This window comes from Cyclobacterium sp. 1_MG-2023 (assembly GCF_030546805.1).
Lineage (GTDB): Bacteria > Bacteroidota > Bacteroidia > Cytophagales > Cyclobacteriaceae > Cyclobacterium.
Genome location: NZ_JAUOPC010000003.1, coordinates 95964 through 116291, shown reverse-complemented (window position 1 = coordinate 116291; position 20328 = coordinate 95964). Strand labels below are relative to the sequence as shown.

The 20328-nt window shown below is 38.9% G+C and carries 19 protein-coding genes; 17 read left to right on the top strand and 2 right to left on the bottom strand.

Going from position 1 to position 20328, the window contains the following annotated elements; genetic code table 11:
• Nucleotides 1-13: 13 nt before the first annotated feature.
• The 8 genes from Q4534_RS05175 (at nt 14) to Q4534_RS05140 (ending at nt 7603) form a co-directional block, all read left to right on the top strand.
• The gene (locus Q4534_RS05175) at nt 14-1654 is read left to right on the top strand and encodes an acetolactate synthase large subunit (RefSeq protein WP_303612108.1); all 1641 of its coding nucleotides are present in this window, start codon (nt 14-16) and stop codon (nt 1652-1654) included.
• Nucleotides 1651-3048, top strand: a complete 1398-nt coding sequence (locus Q4534_RS05170) for an aldehyde dehydrogenase family protein (protein ID WP_303612107.1) — start codon at nt 1651-1653, stop codon at nt 3046-3048. Before Q4534_RS05175 ends, Q4534_RS05170 begins: the two co-directional genes overlap by 4 nt.
• 162 nt (nt 3049-3210) lie before the next feature.
• Nucleotides 3211-3807 carry a YdeI family protein gene (locus Q4534_RS05165; RefSeq protein ID WP_303612106.1) on the top strand — a complete coding sequence of 199 codons (597 nt, stop codon included), beginning with the start codon at nt 3211-3213 and terminating at the stop codon, nt 3805-3807.
• A 302-nt stretch (nt 3808-4109) separates the two neighbouring features.
• Nucleotides 4110-4652, top strand: a complete 543-nt coding sequence (locus tag Q4534_RS05160) for a DUF1697 domain-containing protein (RefSeq protein WP_303612105.1) — start codon at nt 4110-4112, stop codon at nt 4650-4652.
• A gap of 79 nt (nt 4653-4731) precedes the next feature.
• Nucleotides 4732-5547 carry an alpha/beta hydrolase gene (locus Q4534_RS05155; protein ID WP_303612104.1) on the top strand — a complete coding sequence of 272 codons (816 nt, stop codon included), beginning with the start codon at nt 4732-4734 and terminating at the stop codon, nt 5545-5547.
• Between the two features lie 47 nt (nt 5548-5594).
• On the top strand, nt 5595-6176 hold the full coding sequence (locus Q4534_RS05150) for an O-methyltransferase (RefSeq protein WP_303612103.1): 582 nt from the start codon (nt 5595-5597) through the stop codon (nt 6174-6176).
• A 136-nt stretch (nt 6177-6312) separates the two neighbouring features.
• A complete protein-coding gene (locus Q4534_RS05145; protein ID WP_303612102.1) occupies nt 6313-6771 on the top strand; it encodes a DUF1569 domain-containing protein in 459 nt (152 codons plus the stop codon).
• Nucleotides 6772-7084: 313 nt separating this feature from the next.
• Complete coding sequence (locus tag Q4534_RS05140; RefSeq protein ID WP_303612101.1) at nt 7085-7603, top strand: hypothetical protein; 519 nt, start codon at nt 7085-7087, stop codon at nt 7601-7603.
• Between the two features lie 171 nt (nt 7604-7774).
• On the opposite strand, the gene Q4534_RS05135 is transcribed toward Q4534_RS05140, so the two are convergent.
• On the bottom strand, nt 7775-8662 hold the full coding sequence (locus Q4534_RS05135) for a LamG domain-containing protein (protein ID WP_303612100.1): 888 nt from the start codon (nt 8660-8662) through the stop codon (nt 7775-7777).
• Nucleotides 8663-8896: 234 nt separating this feature from the next.
• Between Q4534_RS05135 and Q4534_RS05130 the strand changes: the two genes are divergently transcribed.
• Entirely contained in the window at nt 8897-10474 is a 1578-nt protein-coding gene (locus Q4534_RS05130) for a sulfatase (RefSeq protein WP_303612099.1), read from the top strand.
• 17 nt (nt 10475-10491) lie between these two features.
• Nucleotides 10492-14319, top strand: a complete 3828-nt coding sequence (locus Q4534_RS05125) for a PVC-type heme-binding CxxCH protein (protein ID WP_303612098.1) — start codon at nt 10492-10494, stop codon at nt 14317-14319.
• Between the two features lie 6 nt (nt 14320-14325).
• On the opposite strand, the gene Q4534_RS05120 is transcribed toward Q4534_RS05125, so the two are convergent.
• Entirely contained in the window at nt 14326-14979 is a 654-nt protein-coding gene (locus tag Q4534_RS05120) for a hypothetical protein (RefSeq protein ID WP_303612097.1), read from the bottom strand.
• 377 nt (nt 14980-15356) lie between these two features.
• Between Q4534_RS05120 and pdeM the strand changes: the two genes are divergently transcribed.
• The 7 genes from pdeM to Q4534_RS05085 are packed head-to-tail and all read left to right on the top strand — an operon-like array spanning nt 15357 to nt 20317.
• Entirely contained in the window at nt 15357-16061 is a 705-nt protein-coding gene (pdeM, locus tag Q4534_RS05115) for a ligase-associated DNA damage response endonuclease PdeM (RefSeq protein ID WP_303612096.1), read from the top strand.
• Nucleotides 16062-16103: 42 nt separating this feature from the next.
• A complete protein-coding gene (locus tag Q4534_RS05110; RefSeq protein WP_303612095.1) occupies nt 16104-16994 on the top strand; it encodes an ABC transporter permease in 891 nt (296 codons plus the stop codon).
• A gap of 5 nt (nt 16995-16999) precedes the next feature.
• Nucleotides 17000-17203 (top strand): DUF3098 domain-containing protein, encoded by a 204-nt coding sequence (locus Q4534_RS05105; RefSeq protein ID WP_041934845.1) that lies wholly within the window; start codon nt 17000-17002, stop codon nt 17201-17203.
• A gap of 5 nt (nt 17204-17208) precedes the next feature.
• Nucleotides 17209-18003: an undecaprenyl-diphosphate phosphatase gene (locus Q4534_RS05100; protein ID WP_303612094.1), complete on the top strand. Its 795-nt coding sequence runs from the start codon at nt 17209-17211 to the stop codon at nt 18001-18003.
• Nucleotides 18003-18692 (top strand): tRNA pseudouridine(55) synthase TruB, encoded by a 690-nt coding sequence (gene truB / locus Q4534_RS05095; RefSeq protein ID WP_303612093.1) that lies wholly within the window; start codon nt 18003-18005, stop codon nt 18690-18692. Before Q4534_RS05100 ends, truB begins: the two co-directional genes overlap by 1 nt.
• Complete coding sequence (locus tag Q4534_RS05090) at nt 18679-19632, top strand: bifunctional riboflavin kinase/FAD synthetase (protein ID WP_303612092.1); 954 nt, start codon at nt 18679-18681, stop codon at nt 19630-19632. The genes truB and Q4534_RS05090 overlap by 14 nt, the downstream gene beginning before the upstream one ends.
• Nucleotides 19622-20317 (top strand): CoA transferase subunit A, encoded by a 696-nt coding sequence (locus Q4534_RS05085; protein WP_303612091.1) that lies wholly within the window; start codon nt 19622-19624, stop codon nt 20315-20317. Before Q4534_RS05090 ends, Q4534_RS05085 begins: the two co-directional genes overlap by 11 nt.
• Nucleotides 20318-20328 lie beyond the last annotated feature (11 nt).

Genomic DNA, 20328 nt, shown 5'->3' with positions numbered 1-20328 from the left:
AAATTTTTAACATATGAAAGCATCAGATTTATTTGTAAAAGCACTGGAGAAGGAAGGTGTAGAATATATTTTTGGTCTTCCAGGAGAGGAAAACCTAGACATTTTAGAGTCTCTTACCCGTTCTAAAATTAAATTAATTTTGACAAGGCATGAACAAGGCGCAGGCTTTATGGCTGCCACTTATGGGAGGCTCACCGGCAAACCGGGAGTTTGTATGTCTACATTGGGGCCCGGAGCCACAAACCTATTCACTCCGGGAGCCTATGCCCAACTAGGGGCCATGCCCATGTTAATGATAACCGGCCAAAAACCCATTAAAAAAAGCAAGCAGGCTCGGTTCCAGATAATTGATGTCGTAGACATGATGCGACCAATCACCAAGTATACCAAACAAATTGTGGATGGCAATGTAATTGCCTCCAACGTAAGAGAGGCTTTTCGAATAGCTACAGAAGAAAGACCTGGGGCAGTACACTTGGAGCTTCCGGAAGACATTGCCCAAGAGGAGGTAGAAGACCATGTATTTGAGGTTGTAGACTATTTGTTGCCGAAGTCAGATGATGAGGCAATTCAATCAGCAGCCAATATGATTGAAAATGCTAAAATGCCACTCTTGTTGATAGGGGCCGGAGCCAATAGAAAGGTAACTTGCCAGGCCTTGGCATCCTTTGTAGATACTACAGGAATCTATTTTTTCACCACGCAAATGGGAAAAGGGGTAATTGACGAAAGACATCCTAAATACCTGGGAACCGCAGCACTCTCCTCACATGATTTTGTCCATGCTGCCATTGATGAATCGGATTTAATCATCAATGTAGGACATGATGTAATTGAAAAGCCTCCATTTTTCATGAAGCAGGGAGGGAAAAAAGTAATACATGTGAATTTTTCCCCTGCAGAAGTCGATCCCGTATATTTCCCACAATTAAACGTTGTTGGAGACATAACCAGTTCTGTTGAAAAACTTGCCAAAGCAGTAAAGCCTTCAGAAAGCTGGAACTTTGATTTTTATAAAAAGGTAAAAAAAGAAGTTTCTGCACATCTCGGAAAGTATTTTGAAGATGAGCGCTTCCCTACCTTACCCCAGCGATTGGTGAATTTATTGAGAAATAAGCTAGGTGAAAAAGATGTAATAACATTGGACAATGGCGTGTATAAAATTTGGTTTGCCAGAAACTATACATGTTATCAACCCAACACCCTTTTACTTGACAATGCATTGGCTACCATGGGGGCAGGCTTGCCTTCAGCCATGTGTGTTAATTTATTAAACCCAGATAAAAAAGTAGTCGCCATCTGTGGAGATGGTGGATTTATGATGAACTCCCAGGAATTAGAAACTGCCGTTCGCTTGGGATTAAATATGGTAGTCATTATTTTGAATGATGAATCCTATGGTATGATCAAATGGAAACAAGAAGACATGGGTTTCAAGGATTTTGGTTTAGACTTTAAAAATCCTGACTTTGTTCAATATGCAAATAGCTATGGAGCACATGGCTACCGCCCTGAAAGTGACAAGGATTTACAAGAAATTCTTGACAAATCACTCAATAGCTCGGGGGTTCATGTAATTGACTTAAAGGTTGATTATTCTTTAAACCACCCAATTTTAAATGTAATGTTGAAAGAAAAAACTTCCAAACTATGAATGACCAATTAAAAGTATATGCACCTTTTGATAGAACACTAATAGGCACTTTGCCCATGGCAGATGCTGATGAATTGGAGCAAAAAATAGCTACAGCCCATGATCTTTTTAAGGACCGAAGTCAATGGATTCCTGCACATAAAAGAATTGCTATATTGGAAAAAGCGAGAGCTTTGATGGAGGATAAAATAGAAGACTTAACCAATACAGCGGCCAAAGAGGGAGGAAAACCCTTCCAGGATTCTATGGTAGAGGTGAAAAGGGCCATTAATGGGTTAAAGATTGCCACTGAGGAAATCTCTCATATGAAAGGTGGACAAATCCCAATGGGCATTACCGAATCCTCAGTAAATAGATTGGCTTTTACCATTCGCGAGCCCATAGGAGTCGTCGCTTCTTTATCCGCCTTCAACCACCCCTTGAACCTAATCGTTCACCAGGTAATTACGGCTTTTGCTGCAGGTTGTCCGGTAATCGTAAAACCGGCGAGCAAGACACCTTATTCTTGCATGGCCCTTGTAGAAATCCTAAAAGAAGCCGGAGTACCGGAAGGCTGGGTTCAGTCTATACATTGCAGCAATGAACTTTCAGAAAAGCTAGTGGGTGACCCTAGAATTAATTTCCTGTCCTTTATTGGTTCTGCAAAAGTGGGTTGGTCATTAAAATCAAAAATGGCGCCCGGAACCAGGTGTGCGCTGGAACACGGTGGTGCAGCTCCTGTAATTGTTGAAAAGGATTCCGTATTTGAAGAGATGTTACCTTTACTGGTAAAAGGTGGTTTTTACCATGCCGGTCAAGTATGTGTTTCGGTTCAAAAAGTATTCGCTCACCATTCGATAGCAGAAAAGCTTGCCAATGACATTGCTAAAGAAGCAAAAAAATTGAAAGTTGGAAACCCGCTCTCTGAAGATACAGAAGTAGGTCCCCTTATCGAAACCGGAGAAGTTGACCGAGTGGATGAATGGGTAAAAGAAGCCATTTCCGGAGGGGCGGAACTTTTATGCGGAGGTAAGAAAATCAGTGATACCTGTTATGAGCCAACCGTATTGCTTAATCCTTCTAACGAAGCGAAGATCTCCCAACAAGAGGTATTTGGCCCCGTTGTCTGTGTGTATGCTTATGAAGATAGAGAAGAAGCCATTGCCTTGGCCAATAGCCTTGAATTTCACTTTCAAGCAGCCGTATTTACCAAGGATTTGGACATAGCCCTTGATACAGTACAAAAGTTGAATGCCACCGCAGTAATGGTAAATGACCATACAGCTTTTCGAGTTGACTGGATGCCTTTTGGTGGCAGAGATGCCTCAGGAGAAGGTATGGGAGGAATCCCCTACTCTATGCACGAAATGACTCGTGAAAAATTAATGGTATTCAAAAGCAAATACTTGCCATAAAAACTGTACAATCCTGAATATTCAAGCTTTCCAATCCTATTGGAAAGCTTTTTTTATTTCCCCCAAAATGGGATCAACCAGTAATAAGGCTTATGTCTATCTTTTTTGCTTGAAAGTAAATAATATGATATTTTAGAGTATCTACCAAAACATATCCTTTTTATGAATCCTAAAGTCGATTTTTATTTTAAGAAATCAAAAAAATGGCAAAAAGAATTGATATTATTAAGGAGCATCATCCTGGATTTCCCCCTTTCTGAAGAATTAAAATGGGGCGTCCCATGCTATACCTGGTCCCCAAACCCCAGGTCAAAAGGCAGAAACATCCTTTTAATACATGAGTTTAAAGAATATTGTGCCCTATTGTTTTTTAAAGGAATGCTTTTAAATGATCCCGATAAAATCCTGGTGCAACAAACCGAAAATGTACAAGCAGCAAGGCAAATGCGTTTCACCGATGAAGAAGAGATTTTGACAGGTACAGCCAACATTAAATCCCTAATAAGTGAAGCCATATCTGTGGAAGAAGCCGGCTTAAAGGTGCCGAAAAGAGAAACGAAATCTTACGAAATTGTAGAAGAGTTTCAACTTGCAATGGATAACGATCCTAATTTACTGAAAGGTTTTCAATCCCTTTCCCCCGGCAGACAAAGGGCCTATTTATTGTATTTCTCTTCTGCAAAACAATCCAAAACAAGGCTTTCAAGGATTGATAAATACAAGGCCAAAATATTAAATGGGCAAGGAAAGGATGATTGATTTTTGAATATTATTTTTCAAAGTGCAAATAATTAATTTTCAAGGGCTTAAAATCAATTCAATGTCTCATCAAGAATGATTTAAAATAAAAATTAGGCTTACAAAACCATTAAAAATTACAAAAGGTGAAAATAATAGCGTATTTTTCAGTATGCAAATTGTACAGTTGAATAGAAACTGATTTAAAAGTAACTTTCAACCTTTCCTCTAGATATTAAACGACGATTCCTAATCACTGAGGTTTATGGTCAAATTTGAAACAGCATTCATTTGACCCAAAACCATAAATATGTTAACTAAAAATGGACAAGAAAATAGCAATCTTAAGGGGGATTAACGTTGGTGGTAAACGGAAAATTTTGATGGTGGACCTTAAATCTTTATTTGAAGAAATAGGGTATAGCGAGATTTCAACATATATACAAAGTGGCAATGTAATTTTCACTTCAGCTGATAAGGCAGATGAAAAGGAAATGGCAAATAGAATTGAAAAGGCCATTGAAGAAAAATTTGGATTTGAGGTTCCTGTAATCGTTCGAACCGCTAAGGATTTGCAAAAAACATTATCAAACAACCCCTATTACAAAGATGGTGAAATGGATATTAGCCCATTACACATTACTTTCTTGGCACAAAATCCAACCAGTGAAAACCTTGATAAAATAAAAACCTTTGATTTCCCACCTGACAAATATACAATTGAGGGAAAGGATGTTTTTATTTATTGTGAAGGAAAATACCATCAATCCAAATTGACCAATAATTTTTTTGAAAATAAGCTAAAGGTGAAAGCTACCACCAGAAATCTCAAAACCGTAAAGAAGCTTTGTGAATTAAGTCAATAAACCAGACCGCTTAAAAAAGAACAACATCCGCTTACTAAATTGAATTGTGAACTCCCAAAATAAAAACCATTTCATGATCATGAAAAAATTATCCTTCATACTATTACTTGTATTTTCAATTTCATCCACTTATGCGCAAGACATTTCTTACGAGCAGTTAGAGAACCTGCATTATTATGGAGAAGAGCTTAGAAAAACCGATAGCTATTTGTCAGAGCGCTGCGTGTTGGATATATATTATCCAAAAAACACCAAGGATTTTGCGACAATAGTGTGGTTTCATGGAGGAGGTATCACCGGAGGAGAAAAAGAAATCCCGGAAGCGTTAAAAAATCAAGGCTTTGCAATAATTGGCGTGAACTATCGATTATCTCCTAAAGTCAAAGCTCCCACATACATTGAAGATGCTGCAGCTGCCATTGCTTGGACGTTCAAAAATATCGAAGAGTACGGAGGGGATCCCAAAAAAATCTTCGTTTCCGGACATAGTGCAGGCGGATACTTGGCCAGTATGGTTGGATTGGACAAGTCTTACCTACAAACACATGGTATAGATGCAAATGAAATAGCCGGATTGATACCATTCAGCGGTCACACCATTACTCATTTCACAGTACGCAAAGAGCAAGGCATTTCCGGAGAGCAGCCCACCATTGATAAATATGCGCCTTTGTTTCATGTAAGAAAAGATGCGCCTCCACTTTTACTCATAACAGGTGACCGTGAACTTGAACTTTTAGGGAGATATGAAGAAAATGCTTATCTAATGCGCATGATGAAAGTGGTGGGGCATAAGGAAACTGTACTCTACGAAATGGATGGATATGGACACGGAATGACACATCCTGCCTTTCCATTGCTTATCAAAGAAGTAAAAAGGATTTTAGCCAAGTAAGACTAAAAGGTGCTTACAAAGCAATACCAATAATTGAAGCAAAGCTTATGAATCAATCTCACATAAAGGACATTCCCGCATTGTATTCAAACATTCAATCCAAAGCCAAGGAGATTGGATTCAACATGCCTTCAGACCTCTATATAGGCAGCTTGCTAAAAACCCTTATCTCATCGCGAATCAATGCCAATATCTTAGAAATTGGTACGGGCGCCGGCTTGTCATTGGCATGGATGGTGGACGCTTTAAGTAAGAATTCCCAACTTACTACCATTGACAATGACCCTCAATTAACCAATATTGCAAAGGAATTTTTCGAAGAAAATCCAAAACTTAACATTTTATGTGAAGACGGGGGAAAATGGATAGAAAATTATAATGGACCACCGTTTGATTTGATCTTTGCAGATGCTTGGCCCGGCAAATACAGCCATTTGGATGAAACCTTAGCCATGATTAAGCCTGGTGGATTTTACGTGATAGATGACATGAACCCTCAAAAAAACTGGCCTTTAGGACATGCTGAAAAAGCTGAGCAATTGATACAAACCCTCGAAGAAAGAAAAAATTTCAACCTTACAAAAATGAATTGGTCAACCGGTGTAATACTTATGACCAAAATAAAATAAGGATAATAAACCCTATTTCGATTCAAAATTTATATGTTATCAAACAAATTTATCACGGTTTCATGAAGGCATTATAATTTGAAAATCGTAAATAGCATATAAAATCACCCTTTACTCAACTAACTACAATACAACAATGGCCTTACCCAATATTTTCGATAAAAATGTTACTGAGGGATTAATTGCTAGGATCAATAAATTGAAAACGGACAGCCAACCGGAATGGGGAAAAATGAATGCTCCACAAATGCTTGCTCATTGTAATGTTACTTACGAAATGGCATATACAGACAAACATCCCAAGCCAAATTTCTTTATGAAATTTATTTTAAAACTGTTTGTTAAAAATATTGTGGTAGGTGAAAAACCATACAAACGAAACTCACAAACCGCACCGGCTTTTTTAATAACTGATACCAGAGATTTTGAGAAAGAACGCAAAAGACTCATTGATTATTTAAACCAAACACAGGCATTGGGTGAAAAAAGCTTTGATAAAAAAGAATCCAATTCTTTTGGTAAGCTAAGCATTGAAGAATGGAACAACATGTTTTACAAACACCTTGACCACCATTTAACTCAATTCGGGGTTTAATATTTATTTCTATAACTACCTGAATTAAACGGTTTTTCCTAACCTTATTTTTAAAACCCTGCATCCTGGGTCAATAAAAATAGTGCCCTATTATTTCAGGGAAGCAGAGAGGAAATTGGGCAAAATAAGAAGTATGGCATCCGGTATATTATATCCGGTAAAGTAAATCTTTGATATTAATTCTGCAAGCCATATACGGTCTATAAAGAAATCCATCTCTAAATAAAACTAAATTCATCGATATAGTTTTAAATCCCAGAGGAATAGTTTATTATAGTAGTTGAATCTTAGAAGTGACCCTAAATTAGCCAATATGAATCTATTCAATTATAAGCGAAGAAACCTAGGTACGGGTATTCACCTTTTAGGTGCAATTCTATTATTGGCAAGTTCTATTGTTCTGCTTAGCTCTGTGTTTATTGAAACAGCAGATGATCTACACAAGACCTTATGGGTAGGTTTAAGTGCTTTTACTTCAGGCCTTATTATTATCAACACTTACGAGGGCACGCTAATTGATTTGGATAACAAAACCATCAAGGAATATTTCTCCTTTTGTGGAATTAAAACCGGGAAATGGCATAAACTACCTTCCTTAAAAGCCATTAAATTGGTTCCAATTGAAGAAAAGACATCCAATACTCCCAATGGCATAAGTCCAACAATAAGTTCTATAAAATTCAGTTATCAAATCGTTCTTTCTTTTTTCCCGAAAAAACTAATTTACACCTATTCCTACAATAGTAAATCAGAGGCTCAGAAAAAATACAAAATGCTTAAAGAGAACCTTTTGGTGGATGAATTCAATGGGTCTCTTTCCAAATATACCTAAAATAATGCTTATTTTTCTCTTTAGACTTAACCGTGAAAAGCACGCGTTTGAAAGGTTTACACCAAAAATCCGGGATAAGCATTGCTCCCCACTCAACGATCCTTCCTACTTGGCTTTTGCCATACCCCCATTTCTCCGACCTGAAATGGCTTAATAGTAGGACAGCTGACGCTATTGTTCTTTATTCATGAAAGGGTTTTCAACCATGGTTTTTTGAAAAATTTCACTAATCTCATTTTCTGTTAATTCCCTATCAAAAACAGCCAATCCCCCAATTTGTCCATTAAAAAAATTACCCATGCCTCTGGATAGTACAACAGCACCAACGGTAAAGTCGGACCCGTTGTTCCCCATTCCATCTTTGAATAAATAAGGGTTTTTAGAATGGATCAATCCATCAGGCAATCCTTCAAAACCTTTGGTATTTTTAATAGGCTCAGGTGCCCTTTCCTCAAAAACACCATCCAAATAGGCCTTTATGTATTTCCCATCATAGCTAAAGGCAATAAAGTGCCATTTCCCTTTGGTAAGTTTTTGCTTACTTGCTGCATAATCACAACTGTATGGGAAAGGAGGTGTAGGCCCTCCTGAGTAAGAAATATGACCACAGACTTGGGAGGCTCCATTGTAATGAGGAAGATCTACAAATAACCCATACTGTCGTTTCCCTCCGTCGGTATATTCGTTCCACATTCCACCAACAAATCCGGTTTTCCCTTCCCACTTTACCCATGCCATTACCGTTACCCCTTGGTTTTTACCATGAATATTTAATTCAGCAGTTTTTTCATGAGCTAAAGAAAAATACGCTTCATTCTCCATTAGTGCAGAAAAGCCAGACAGGGGGCCTTCAGGTATCCGTTGGATCTCACCGTTCATTTCCTTCAACGGAAAGTCTCCCTTTCCTATGGCCATCCTGGCCGTTCCACTTTCTTCCTTAAAATCCCAAAGGGCTACTAATCCATCCATTTCCTGAACAACAGCAAGTTGATTGTCTTCCTTACAGCTTATTAGGAAAAACAAACCAATGGATATAATAAAAAGAAGTGAATAGCGCATAGCAATTTATTTTTTATTTGATCAAATATAGCAAAGGCAAAGAATACCACAAGTCCTACATTTTATTTAATGGGCAATACTTTACGTTTTTTACAAATGGGTTTCAACAATAATAAAATTGGGAATTAAAATACCATATAATATTTTATCTATAATAATTCTTATCGTACCCAATATTATTTATATTGTTCACTTGTTTGTCTATATATAACAAATCCAACAACCCATAAAACCATGAAAAAGCAATTGTATAGATATTGGCTTACCAAAAGCTTTATTATTAGCTTTTGCCTAATAATTGCTGCTTGTTCAGAAAAATCAGAGATTACAACCGAAGTTGCCAAAGCACCTAATATTGTATTTATCTTTACTGATGATCATGCTTACCAAGCCATAAGTGCTTATCAGAGCCGACTTGCAGATTTGGCCCCTACTCCCAATATAGATCGCATTGCGGATAATGGTATTCTTTTTAACAGCGCATATGTCACCAACTCTATTTGTGCCCCCTCAAGGGCAACTGTACTTACCGGTACACATAGCCATGTAAATGGACATCGGACCAATGGTGACACTTTTGATGGCAGTCAAATTACCTTTCCTAAACTCTTAAAAGACAATGGATACACCACAGCCCTCATAGGTAAATGGCACCTAAAATCTGCCCCAACCGGATTTGATCATTGGGAAATACTTCCCGGACAAGGACATTATTACAACCCTGATATAATATCCGCCACAGACACCAGCATAGTAGAAGGTTATGTCACAGATATTATCACAGACAAATCTTTGGAGTGGTTGGCTGAAAATAGCAAAGGTAGTAAGCCTTTTATGCTAATGTTACAACATAAGGCTCCCCATCGAAAATGGGAAAAAGGACCTGCGCATTTGGATCTTTATGAAGACCTTACCTTTCCTGAGCCGGAAAACCTTTTTGATGATTACTCAAGCAGAGGTACTGCGGCCAAAACACAGGACATGAGCATAGAGAAAACCATGGACCTGACTTCTGACCTTAAGATTTGGACAGAAGCCACCAAAAAGGGGCCCGTTTTTAACCGAACCTATGCAAGGATGAATGCAGAACAACAGGCAAACTGGGATGCAACCTATGACCCGATTATTGCGGATTTCCAAGCACAAGGTCTTGAGGGTAAGGAGTTAATACAATGGAAATACCAAAGGTATATGAAAGACTATTTGGCCACCATTAGGTCCGTAGACGAAAACGTGGGACGAGTTCTTGACTACTTGGAAGAAAATGGGTTGACAGAAAACACCTTAGTAGTTTATACCTCAGATCAAGGCTTTTATCTAGGAGAACATGGCTGGTTTGATAAGCGTTTTATGTATGAAGAATCCTTCAGAACCCCCTTATTGATGCAGTGGAAAGGAACGATTCCTTCCGGAATCACCAATGACCAATTGGTATCTAACCTCGATTTTGCTCAAACTTTTTTGGACATGGCCAAAATTCAGGCACCCGAACGTATGCAAGGCAAAAGCCTATTGCCATTGATGGCAGGTAGTAAACCGGAAAACTGGAGAGAATTTCTGTATTACCATTACTATGAATTTCCTGCCGTACACAGTGTCCGAAAACACGAAGGAGTAACCGGTGAACGGTATAAATTAATGCATTTTTATGAGCTTGATGAATGGGAACTTTACGACTTAAAGGAAGATCCAAGGGAAATGAAAAACCTATACTATGAATCCTCCTATGACTCCCTCAAATCTGCTATGACTGATCGCCTAAAACGCATCAAAATGCATTATGGAGTGATCACACCCAAAAGTAATTACTAATACCAATTTAACCATCCATGCGCTTAACCTACCTTTTCGTTTTTACAATTTACATCACTTTCGCTTGCAGCCCGGGCAAAAACAAGGACCAAGAGCAGTCAGCCGACACTACAGAGGTCCTCCATATCTTGATGGACAGCTCGGACGAACAGTTAATGGTTTATAAAAAGGCTAATCCCGAAAAGCCTCTTCTTGTTCAGGAAGTAAAAGCCCAATTCAGGCCCTATCTTCATCCCATCGTAGCTCCGGATGGACAAGGAATTCTTACAGAAAAGAGCCCTGATCACCACCAACACCAAACTGGAATTTATTGGGGGTTCACTCGAGTAAATCAAAGGGATTTTTTCCATAATCCCGGAGCGGACCATTGGAAGAAAGTGGCTGTGAACATACTAGAAAATGAGGGTGAAAATGTTTCTTGGCAAACGGTTTATGAAATGCTGGATAGTTTGGGAAGGCCATTGATGACAGAAACTCAAACCTGGAGTCTCAAGGTTCAGGGGGAAGAATATTTACTGGATTTGGAGTGGCGTGGAAATGCCGCCCAAGACATTACCCTAGGTAAATACGATTATGGGGGACTTTTTATTAGAATGCCATGGAAAGAGGGAATGAAGGCAGCCATCACCAATACTGCCCGACAAGTCAATGAAAAAGCGGAAGGAGAACATTCCATGTGGGTGAATGTGGGAATGCAGGTAGAGGGCAGAACAGAGATGGCCAATATCGCGGTTTTTGATCATCCTGAGAACAAAGGCTATCCACAAAAATGGCGAGTAGACAAACAGTTTGGTCTTGGACCGGCCTATACACGTGACGAAGACTGGGAAATTGATAGTGGGGCTACTCAAATCATTAAACATCGGCTACTTTTCTATACCAAAGCCTTCAATGATGTGGAATTAACGGAGGCCTGGGCTGCCTATACCGGAAGAGAAGGCATGTACAATACTGCTTCCTTATGGCAAATGGCAAGAGACGAGGGCCGGAAAGCCAAGTTTTTAACCCCCAATGAGGCAGTTGAGGAAATGACTGTTAAACCAGGCTATAAGGTCAATGTTTTTGCTTCTGAACCCATGATAAGCCAGCCGATGGCTTTTTGCTGGGATGACAAAGGGAGGCTTTGGATAGCTGAAAACAAAGATTATGAGTCAAGGCAGCATGGTTTTTCAAACAATGGAAATAGCCGTATTCTTATATTAGAAGACACAGATGGTGATGGAAAGGCGGATCGAAAGAAAGTTTTTATGGAGGGACTTGCATTTCCTGCAGCTTTAGCCGTAGGCTTTGATGGGGTTTATGTAGGAGCACCACCCAACCTTCTTTTCATTCCTGATAAAAACCAAGATGACAAAGCAGATATTGAGGATATTGAAGTTTTGCTTACCGGATGGGGAATAAGAGATCGCCATGAGACATTAAATAGCCTTCAGTGGGGACCGGATGGTTGGCTTTACGGACTGCAAGGCTTTGCTACCCCATCAAAAATCAGAAAGCCTACAGAAAAAGAAAAAACAAAACTCTATTACCATAAAGACCCATTTCCGAAAGACTTACTTGAGGCTGATGGGGTAGACATTAATGGAGGAGTTTGGCGCTATCATCCTACCAAGCACAGTTTTGAGGTAGTGGCTCATGGCTTTAGCAACCCTTGGGGCATTGATTACGATGCAAAGGGCCAACTCATCATGTCGGCCTGTGTGATCCCTCACCTTTGGCATGTAGTACCCGGTGGGATTTACCATCGGCAAGGAGGGCAACATTTCAACCCTTACATTTATGAAGATATCAAAACAATTACCGACCATAGCCACCGTTCTGCCCATGGAGGGGCTAGAATTTATCAGTCAGACGCTTTTCCGAAGGAGGAAAGAGGGAAAGTTTTTATGGCCAATATCCATGAGCATGCAGTCTTATCAGACAGTTTAATACCAAGTGGGTCAAGTTTCATTGGCAAACATTCAGATAATTTCCTTATGGCAAACAATGCCCAATGGGTTGGTTTTAGCATGGAAATAGGCCCGGAAGGCGGACTTTATGTATTGGATTGGCACGATGCAGATATCTGTGGTCAAGAAGTCCTTAATGGTGAAACAGGCCGGGTTTTCAGAATTATGCCTGAAAAGAATCAGGCCAAAAACTGGAAAGGGAGGTATACTGACCTCAACCTCCTGACAGATATGGAACTCGCTGGCTTACAAAACAGTGAAAGTGACTGGCATGCAAGAAGGGCCAGAGGAATTCTTCAGAAACGAGCCTATTTTGGTGAAATAAAACCAGATGCCATTCACGCATTAAAGACGCTTTTTTCAAGTTCAAACCCGACTGACCTGAGACTAAGGGCCCTTTGGACATTACATCAAACCAATAGTTTAACGGAAACAACCCTACTGTCCTCTCTGAGAGACAAAGATCCCTTTATTCGTTCCTGGGCCATTCAATTGATTTGTGAAAGCAAAAACCCCCTGCCAAAAGCCAAAGATATAATGGTAGACATGGCAGAAACCGACCCCTCCCCCGTCGTTCGGCTTTATTTGGCCTCAGCCTTACAAAGAGTTCCAGAGGACTGGAAATGGGAACTGGCAACCCATCTGGTTTCCAGAAAAGAAGACCAAAATGATCACAATATCCCCAAACTCGTTTGGTTTGGAATTTCAGATTTAATTGAAAAAGATGAGAGAAAGTTTATGGAATTGGCCGAACAATCTAAAATCCCATTGCTCACAAAATACATCGCAAGAAGGGCTGTGGACGGCGATGCATTGAAACCACTTGTCCAGACGATTATTTCCTCTTCACGAAATCAAACATTACTGTTGGAAGGCATGATCAATGGTATGGAAGGTAGAACAGATTTGGTTGCTCCGGACAATTGGAAAAGCCTGGAAAGTCAATTAAAGAAGAACCTTGCCACCAAAGGCTTTGCTGAGGATATTGCGGCCCTATTTGGAGATGCTGAAGCCACCCAAAAAGCATTGGCAATTTTAAAGAGCAAAAAAAATAATAAGACAGAAAAAATTAAATCCATACAATTATTGGCCGCCCGACAAAAAAGGGAATTGGTGCCCATACTTCTCGGCTTATTCGAAGAAAAAGACCTGCAAGAAGAGGCCATCAAGGCTGCTGCAGCTTTTAATAATGAACAAGTGGGCAAAGCTTTGATAGCTTTATATCCACAGGCAAGTCCTAAAAACAAAGTTAACATCCTTCAAACCTTGTCTTCACGTCCAAGGTATGGAAATCTACTATTAGATGAAATCAAGGCCGGAAACATCGTGAAAAAGGAAATCCCTGTCACCCTTGCCAGACAGCTTCACCGGGTGATTGGAAGTGGTTTTGTAGAATTTTGGGGACCAATAGAACATGTACCCAATGATGAGGCAGCCTATGAAAAATATCGCTCAATGGTTACAAACAATGCCTTAAAGAATGCAAACCTTAAAGCAGGAAAAGCAATTTTTATGAACACTTGTGGGTCATGTCATAAAATGTTTGGAGAGGGAGCAGTTATTGGTCCAGACCTTACCGGATCCAATCGAGCAAATACTGATTATATTTTATTGAATGTCTTGGAGCCAAGTGCTGAAATTCAGGACGCCTATAAATTGGTAGTTATCACCACTATGGGGGGACGCACATACACCGGAAACATTGTAGGAGAAAATACCAGACAAGTCACTTTAAAAATTGCCGGCCAAGAACCTGTAAAAATAAATAAATCAGCAATTCAAAGTAAAGAAGTCACCAATGTTTCATTAATGCCACCAGGCCTTTTTGAGTCCTTTGAGGAGCAGGAGGTCATCGACTTAATGGCTTATTTAAAAAGTCCAAAAAAAATTAATTAGCATAATTTAGTAAAATCCATGGTTGATTTTAATCCTCAAACCTGCAGAGTTACTCAGCATATGTATCCATTTTGAGGATTGTGATCCCCAATTGGGGCGGTCTCCCATATAATATCCTAAGTCGTATGCAAATTGGTAATAAATGGCCAGGTAAGGGTTGATTTCAAAATTCACCCCTATTTGAGGAGATAAAACTGCCTTGGTATATAGGTTGGTGGAACTTTCCGTAGATATCACCACTTCCTGATCAGATTTTAGATCGATAAATTGAAATCCCACTTCGCCACCTGAAAATAGGGATATATGGTCGTTGATAAAGTAATCATATCGGAACAAGGCTTTAGGTGATAAAACTTGCTGATAAGGATTCCCGGGAATTTCTTCATTATTGACCCTATAGACCTTAAAAAACTCAAAATTAAACCCATAACTAAACGAATGTGCGAGTCTGTAATCATTTACATGGTGATTAAATCCAAATGCATACCCTAGAGAAGGGTTAGTGATTCCTGTATGGTCACCTAATAGAATCTTTTTGGTCAGTCCTCCACTAATCTCTGCTTGTTGGGCTTTCAGGTCGTTATGGCTTAAGCCAATTATTAAAACGAAAAAGAAAAGAGAGGCTTTGGTTTGTATGAAATTAAATTTGCTTTCAATCATAACAGCTGATTTTTTGTTAAGAGAGTATTTTCCGGCAATGGAAAGACAATAGTTATTCCATAATTGCTAGCAACAATTTTCAACCCGATATTGAAATCAGGTCTACTTTTAGATCATTTGGGTCCAAGAATCTTTTAAAAATAAGCTCCTTCAATATTTAATCAGGGAGGTTATTTAACTCCTGAAATATTATCTGCCCGAGTAATAAGAAAAACGCTATTCCAGTAGGAATTATTTTATTGTTCAAGCTAATACCTAAAATCCCGGTGGCTTTCTGGTTTTAATAATCTACATGATTCCTTCAATATGCCTTCGGGACATAATCGCTGTACAATTCCTAATTTTGATATTAATCATCAATAGAAAAAACTATCTTTGTGCCCAAGATTTTTAATCCTTTGACAGCAGACTTAGACGGAAGATATATTTGGCAACATGAGTTGGTCAGCCTTCATTTAATGAAGGAGAAAGCCATTTGGTTAGAGCAGGAGAATGCACTTTTATTGGCCGACACACATTTTGGGAAAGCCGCCCATTTTAGAAAAGCCGGAATTCCTGTTCCTGAAAGTATTCATTTAGATGATTTCCATAGGATTAGCCAGCTTTTAGATAAAACAGGTGCTTCCAAAGTCTACTTTCTCGGTGATTTATTCCATAGTGAAAGCAATGAAAGCTGGTTTACTTTACTTGAATTTATTGAATTATTCCCTGAACTAAATTTTCATTTGGTAAAGGGAAATCATGACATTTTGCCGGATAGCCTGTACGAAAGTAGTGCTTTAAAAATACATATAGGCAATTTATTACTTGGCAATTTGGTACTAAGTCATGAACCTCAGGAAGGGACACCTAAAGGTCAGTTGAATATTTGTGGGCACATCCATCCCGGAATTGTGATAAAGAAAAACAGTAAACAGAAATTCAGATTGCCGGCTTTTTATTATAAAAACAACTCCTTGATAATGCCGGCTTTTGGTCAATTTACCGGCCTCTATTGTATGGATTTAAAAACAGCCGAATGTGCGATGGTGACCACCCCTGAAAAGGTAATTCCAATCAAATTAAATAATAAGGTTGGTTAAGTAAATATACCTGATTAATTTTGACAAACACATAATTATGTGATGGCCAAATTAAAAAGAAAAAAGACGAGGCTGGGAAGTTATAAATTTGCCAGTGTATTATTCAGTATCACCCTTTCGTTATTGATGATGGGTATATTTGGGGTCATTGCCATTCAGGCAAAAAAACTCACTTCTATCATCCGTGAAAACATTGAGGTGCAGGTATTTCTTAACAAAGATCTGCCACAGGCCTCTATTGATAAACTCATCGAGCAAATGGGCAAAAAGCCTTACGTTTTACAGAAAGAGGCTTCTCCAGTTTTGCGCTTCACCAGTAAAGACGAGGCTGCAGAAGTTTTTCTCGAGGAGGTTGGAGAGGACTTCAACCAGTTTTTGGATGACAATCCCCTAAGAGATTCTTTTACATTTTCTATAAACGAAGATTTTCAAACGGCTGAAAAAATCCAGCAGATCGTTGCAGAAATAGAGGCTACCCCGGGAGTTTTTGAAGTGACCTATATGCAAGATGTTGTTTCTTCAATCAACGAAAACCTGCTTAAAGTGGGAATAGTAATGGGTGCCTTGATCTTAATTTTACTCGTAACCGTGGTTATTTTAATTAGCAACACGATTAAGCTCGCTTTATTCTCACAACGGTTTTTGATCCGTAGCATGCAATTGGTAGGGGCAACCAAAGGCTTTATTAGAAGACCTTTTTTATGGCGTGCTTTCTTATATGGAGCTTTAGGAGGTGTGTTTTCCTCTGCAATAATATTCAGCCTCTTGGAATATGGTAAAAACTTTATTGAAGGCTTACAATTACTTTATGATATTGAATTGCTTGCCATGTTATTTGGAAGCTTAATTTTATTGGGGGCACTGATGTCTTGGATCAGCACCTACCGTTCTATCAACAAATACCTTAACATGTCACTGGACGAATTGTACTAAACATTATGAAAAATAATCCATTGCCTTTTTCGAAAAAAAATTATCAACTCATGCTTATAGGGATCGCCATCATTACTATTGGCTTTGCCATTATAGGATTGGACAAAACCACTCATGGGTTTGGATTTATGGGTTTGACGCTGGGACCTATTGTTGTATTGTCGGGTTTTCTTTTTGAATTTTACGCTATTTTTTATAAAACCAAATAAATAAAATGACCATTTTTGAAGCAATAATTTTGGGGATTGTTCAGGGCTTAACTGAATTTTTACCTGTTTCCTCCAGTGGCCATTTAGAAATCGCCGGAGCTCTTCTTGGAAGCAATTCCTTGCCTGAAGAAAGTTTACTGTTTACGGTAGTTGTTCATTTTGCAACTGCCTTAAGTACAATTGTAGTATTTAGAAAGGATGTCGCTGAATTATTGACTGGGCTATTTCAATTTAAAAACAATGAAGAAACAATGTTTTCTCTGAAAGTTATTGTTTCAATGATTCCTGCTGTGGCGGTTGGATTGCTTTTTGAAGAGCAGCTGGAACAATTTTTCGGAGGAAAAGTAGTATTTGTAGGCTTTATGCTACTGATCACTGCACTTCTACTATACCTTGCAGACAAAGCCAAAAACACAGGGAAACCTGTTTCCTTCTTTAATGCTGCCATAATTGGCATTGCTCAAGCTATTGCCATGCTTCCGGGTATTTCTCGTTCAGGTGCTACAATATCTACCTCAGTCTTATTGGGTATAGACAAAAACAGAGCCGCGAGATTTTCCTTTTTGATGGTGGTTCCACTTATCTTAGGGAAAATAGGCAAAGATGTTTTATCCGGAGATTTGACTTACCAAAGTGATCAATTTGGAAGTATGATAATCGCTTTTTTGGCGGCTTTTGTTGCAGGACTAGTTGCTTGTACCTGGATGATCCAATTGGTAAGAAAAAGTAAATTGCGGTACTTTTCAATTTATTGTGTGATTGTAGGAATACTGGCCATTGTAGCCGGAACATATTATTGATGGACAAACAGCAAAAACCATACGGAGAAGTATTTCTTGTCAATAAGCCCTACCGATGGACTTCCTTTGATGTAGTAAAGAAGCTTAGAAATACCCTCAAAGTAAAAAAAGTTGGCCATGCAGGCACACTTGATCCATTGGCCACCGGACTATTGATCGTTTGTGCAGGAAAGGAAACCAAAAATATTGAAAAATATCAAGCCCAAAAGAAGGAATATACCGGAACATTTGTTTTGGGTAAAACCACTGAATCGTTTGATTTAGAACAAGAGGTCATAACAGTAGCCGACCCCTCTCATTTAACTCGAGAAGATATAGAAGAGGCTGTAGCAGAGCTTACCGGAGATATCATGCAAATTCCTCCCAATCATTCTGCTATCAAAAAAGATGGTAAACGGGTGTATGAATCAGCAAGAAAAGGAATTACGGTAGTGCTTGACCCCAGACCTGTTACCGTAGAAGTTTTTGAAATAACAAGTATCGTACTTCCGGAAATTCATTTCAGAATTGTTTGCTCAAAAGGCACTTATATTAGAAGCCTGGCTAGGGATTTGGGAGACAAATTGGAAGTAGGTGCTTATATGTCGGCACTTAGGCGAGATGCCATTGGGGAATTTAAACTTGACAATGCTTGGCAACTAGAGCAATTGATAGATAAAATCAAAAAAGAGCAAAATGAAAATCTATAAATCTCTTGATGATTTTCCTGATATTGAACGGCCAGTAGTTACCATCGGTTCTTTTGATGGGGTTCATTTGGGCCATCAAAAAATTCTTAAAAGAATCAACAATATTGCCAAATCCATTCATGGAGAGACCGTTTTAGTATCGTTTTGGCCACACCCTAGGATGGTGCTTTTTCCAGAATCTCATGGAATTAAACTGCTATATAGTTTTGATGAAAAGGCAGCTCTATTGGAAAAATTTGGCGTAGATCACCTTATCAGTATTCCTTTTACCAAGGAATTTTCGATGATGGAATCGGAAGATTTTATTGAAAATATTTTGGTCAAGAAGATAAAAACAAAAAAGCTAGTCATTGGCTATGACCATAGGTTTGGAAGAGGAAGAGAGGGCAGTTTTGCACACCTACAGGCAGAACAAGACCGGTATAATTTTGACTTGGAAGAAATCCCTAGAGAGGATATTGATAATATTGGGATCAGTAGCACCAAAATCAGAAAAGCATTAAAAACAGGGGACATTGTCAAGGCAAATGAGTTTTTAGGTAGGCCCTACAACCTACAAGGAAAAGTAATTGAAGGAGATAAAATTGGCAGAACAATAGGTTTTCCCACGGCAAATATCCAACTTAATGAACCCAATAAATTGGTACCGATGGATGGTGCCTATCTTGTCAAGGTAAACATCGACAAGAATATCTATGAGGGCATGCTAAATATAGGCATGCGGCCTACGGTATCCGGTGAAAGAAAGAATATTGAGGTAAATATTTTGGATTTTAACCAAGACATTTACGGTAAAACAATAAACCTAGAATTGTTAGAATTTTTAAGACCCGAAAAAAAATTCGAAAGCCTGGAAGCCTTAACCAAGCAATTGAAAACAGACCAGGGAAAAGTGGTGGATTTTTTTTCGACGAAAAATAAAAGTACTAATGATAAATAAAACTGTTAAAAACGGTGTTGAAGCAGTTTCTGATATAGAAAATGGTGCTGTTTTACTAGTAGGAGGTTTTGGTCTTTGTGGAATTCCTGAAGCCTGTATCAATGCGCTCCTACAAACTAATTTAAAAGGACTTACCTGTATTTCCAATAATGCTGGTGTAGACGACTTTGGCGTAGGTCTTCTTATCAAACAACGCATGCTGCGAAAATTAATTTCCAGCTATGTGGGAGAAAACCTGGAATTTGAAAAACAATTTACAACAGGATCTTTAGAATTAGAATTGATTCCTCAAGGAACACTCGCCGAACGAATAAGAGCCGGAGGAGCAGGAATACCCGCATTTTATACCCCTGCCGGAATTGGCACGCATGTGGCAGATGGAAAAGAGGTCAGGGAGTTTGATGGACGTTTGTTTTTACTGGAGCGCTGGATTAAAGCAGATTTTTCATTGATTAAAGCTTGGAAAGGAGATACTGCAGGAAATCTTATTTATAAAGGTACTGCCCGTAATTTCAACCCCCTTATGGCTTCTGCAGGTAAAATCACCATTGCAGAGGTTGAAGAACTGGTTCCGGCGGGTGAGTTGGACCCCAACCAAATTCATACCCCTGGAATCTATGTTCAGCGTATTTTTCAAGGTGATGGTTATGAAAAAAGAATTGAAAATAAAACCGTTAGTAAATAATCTTTACTCCG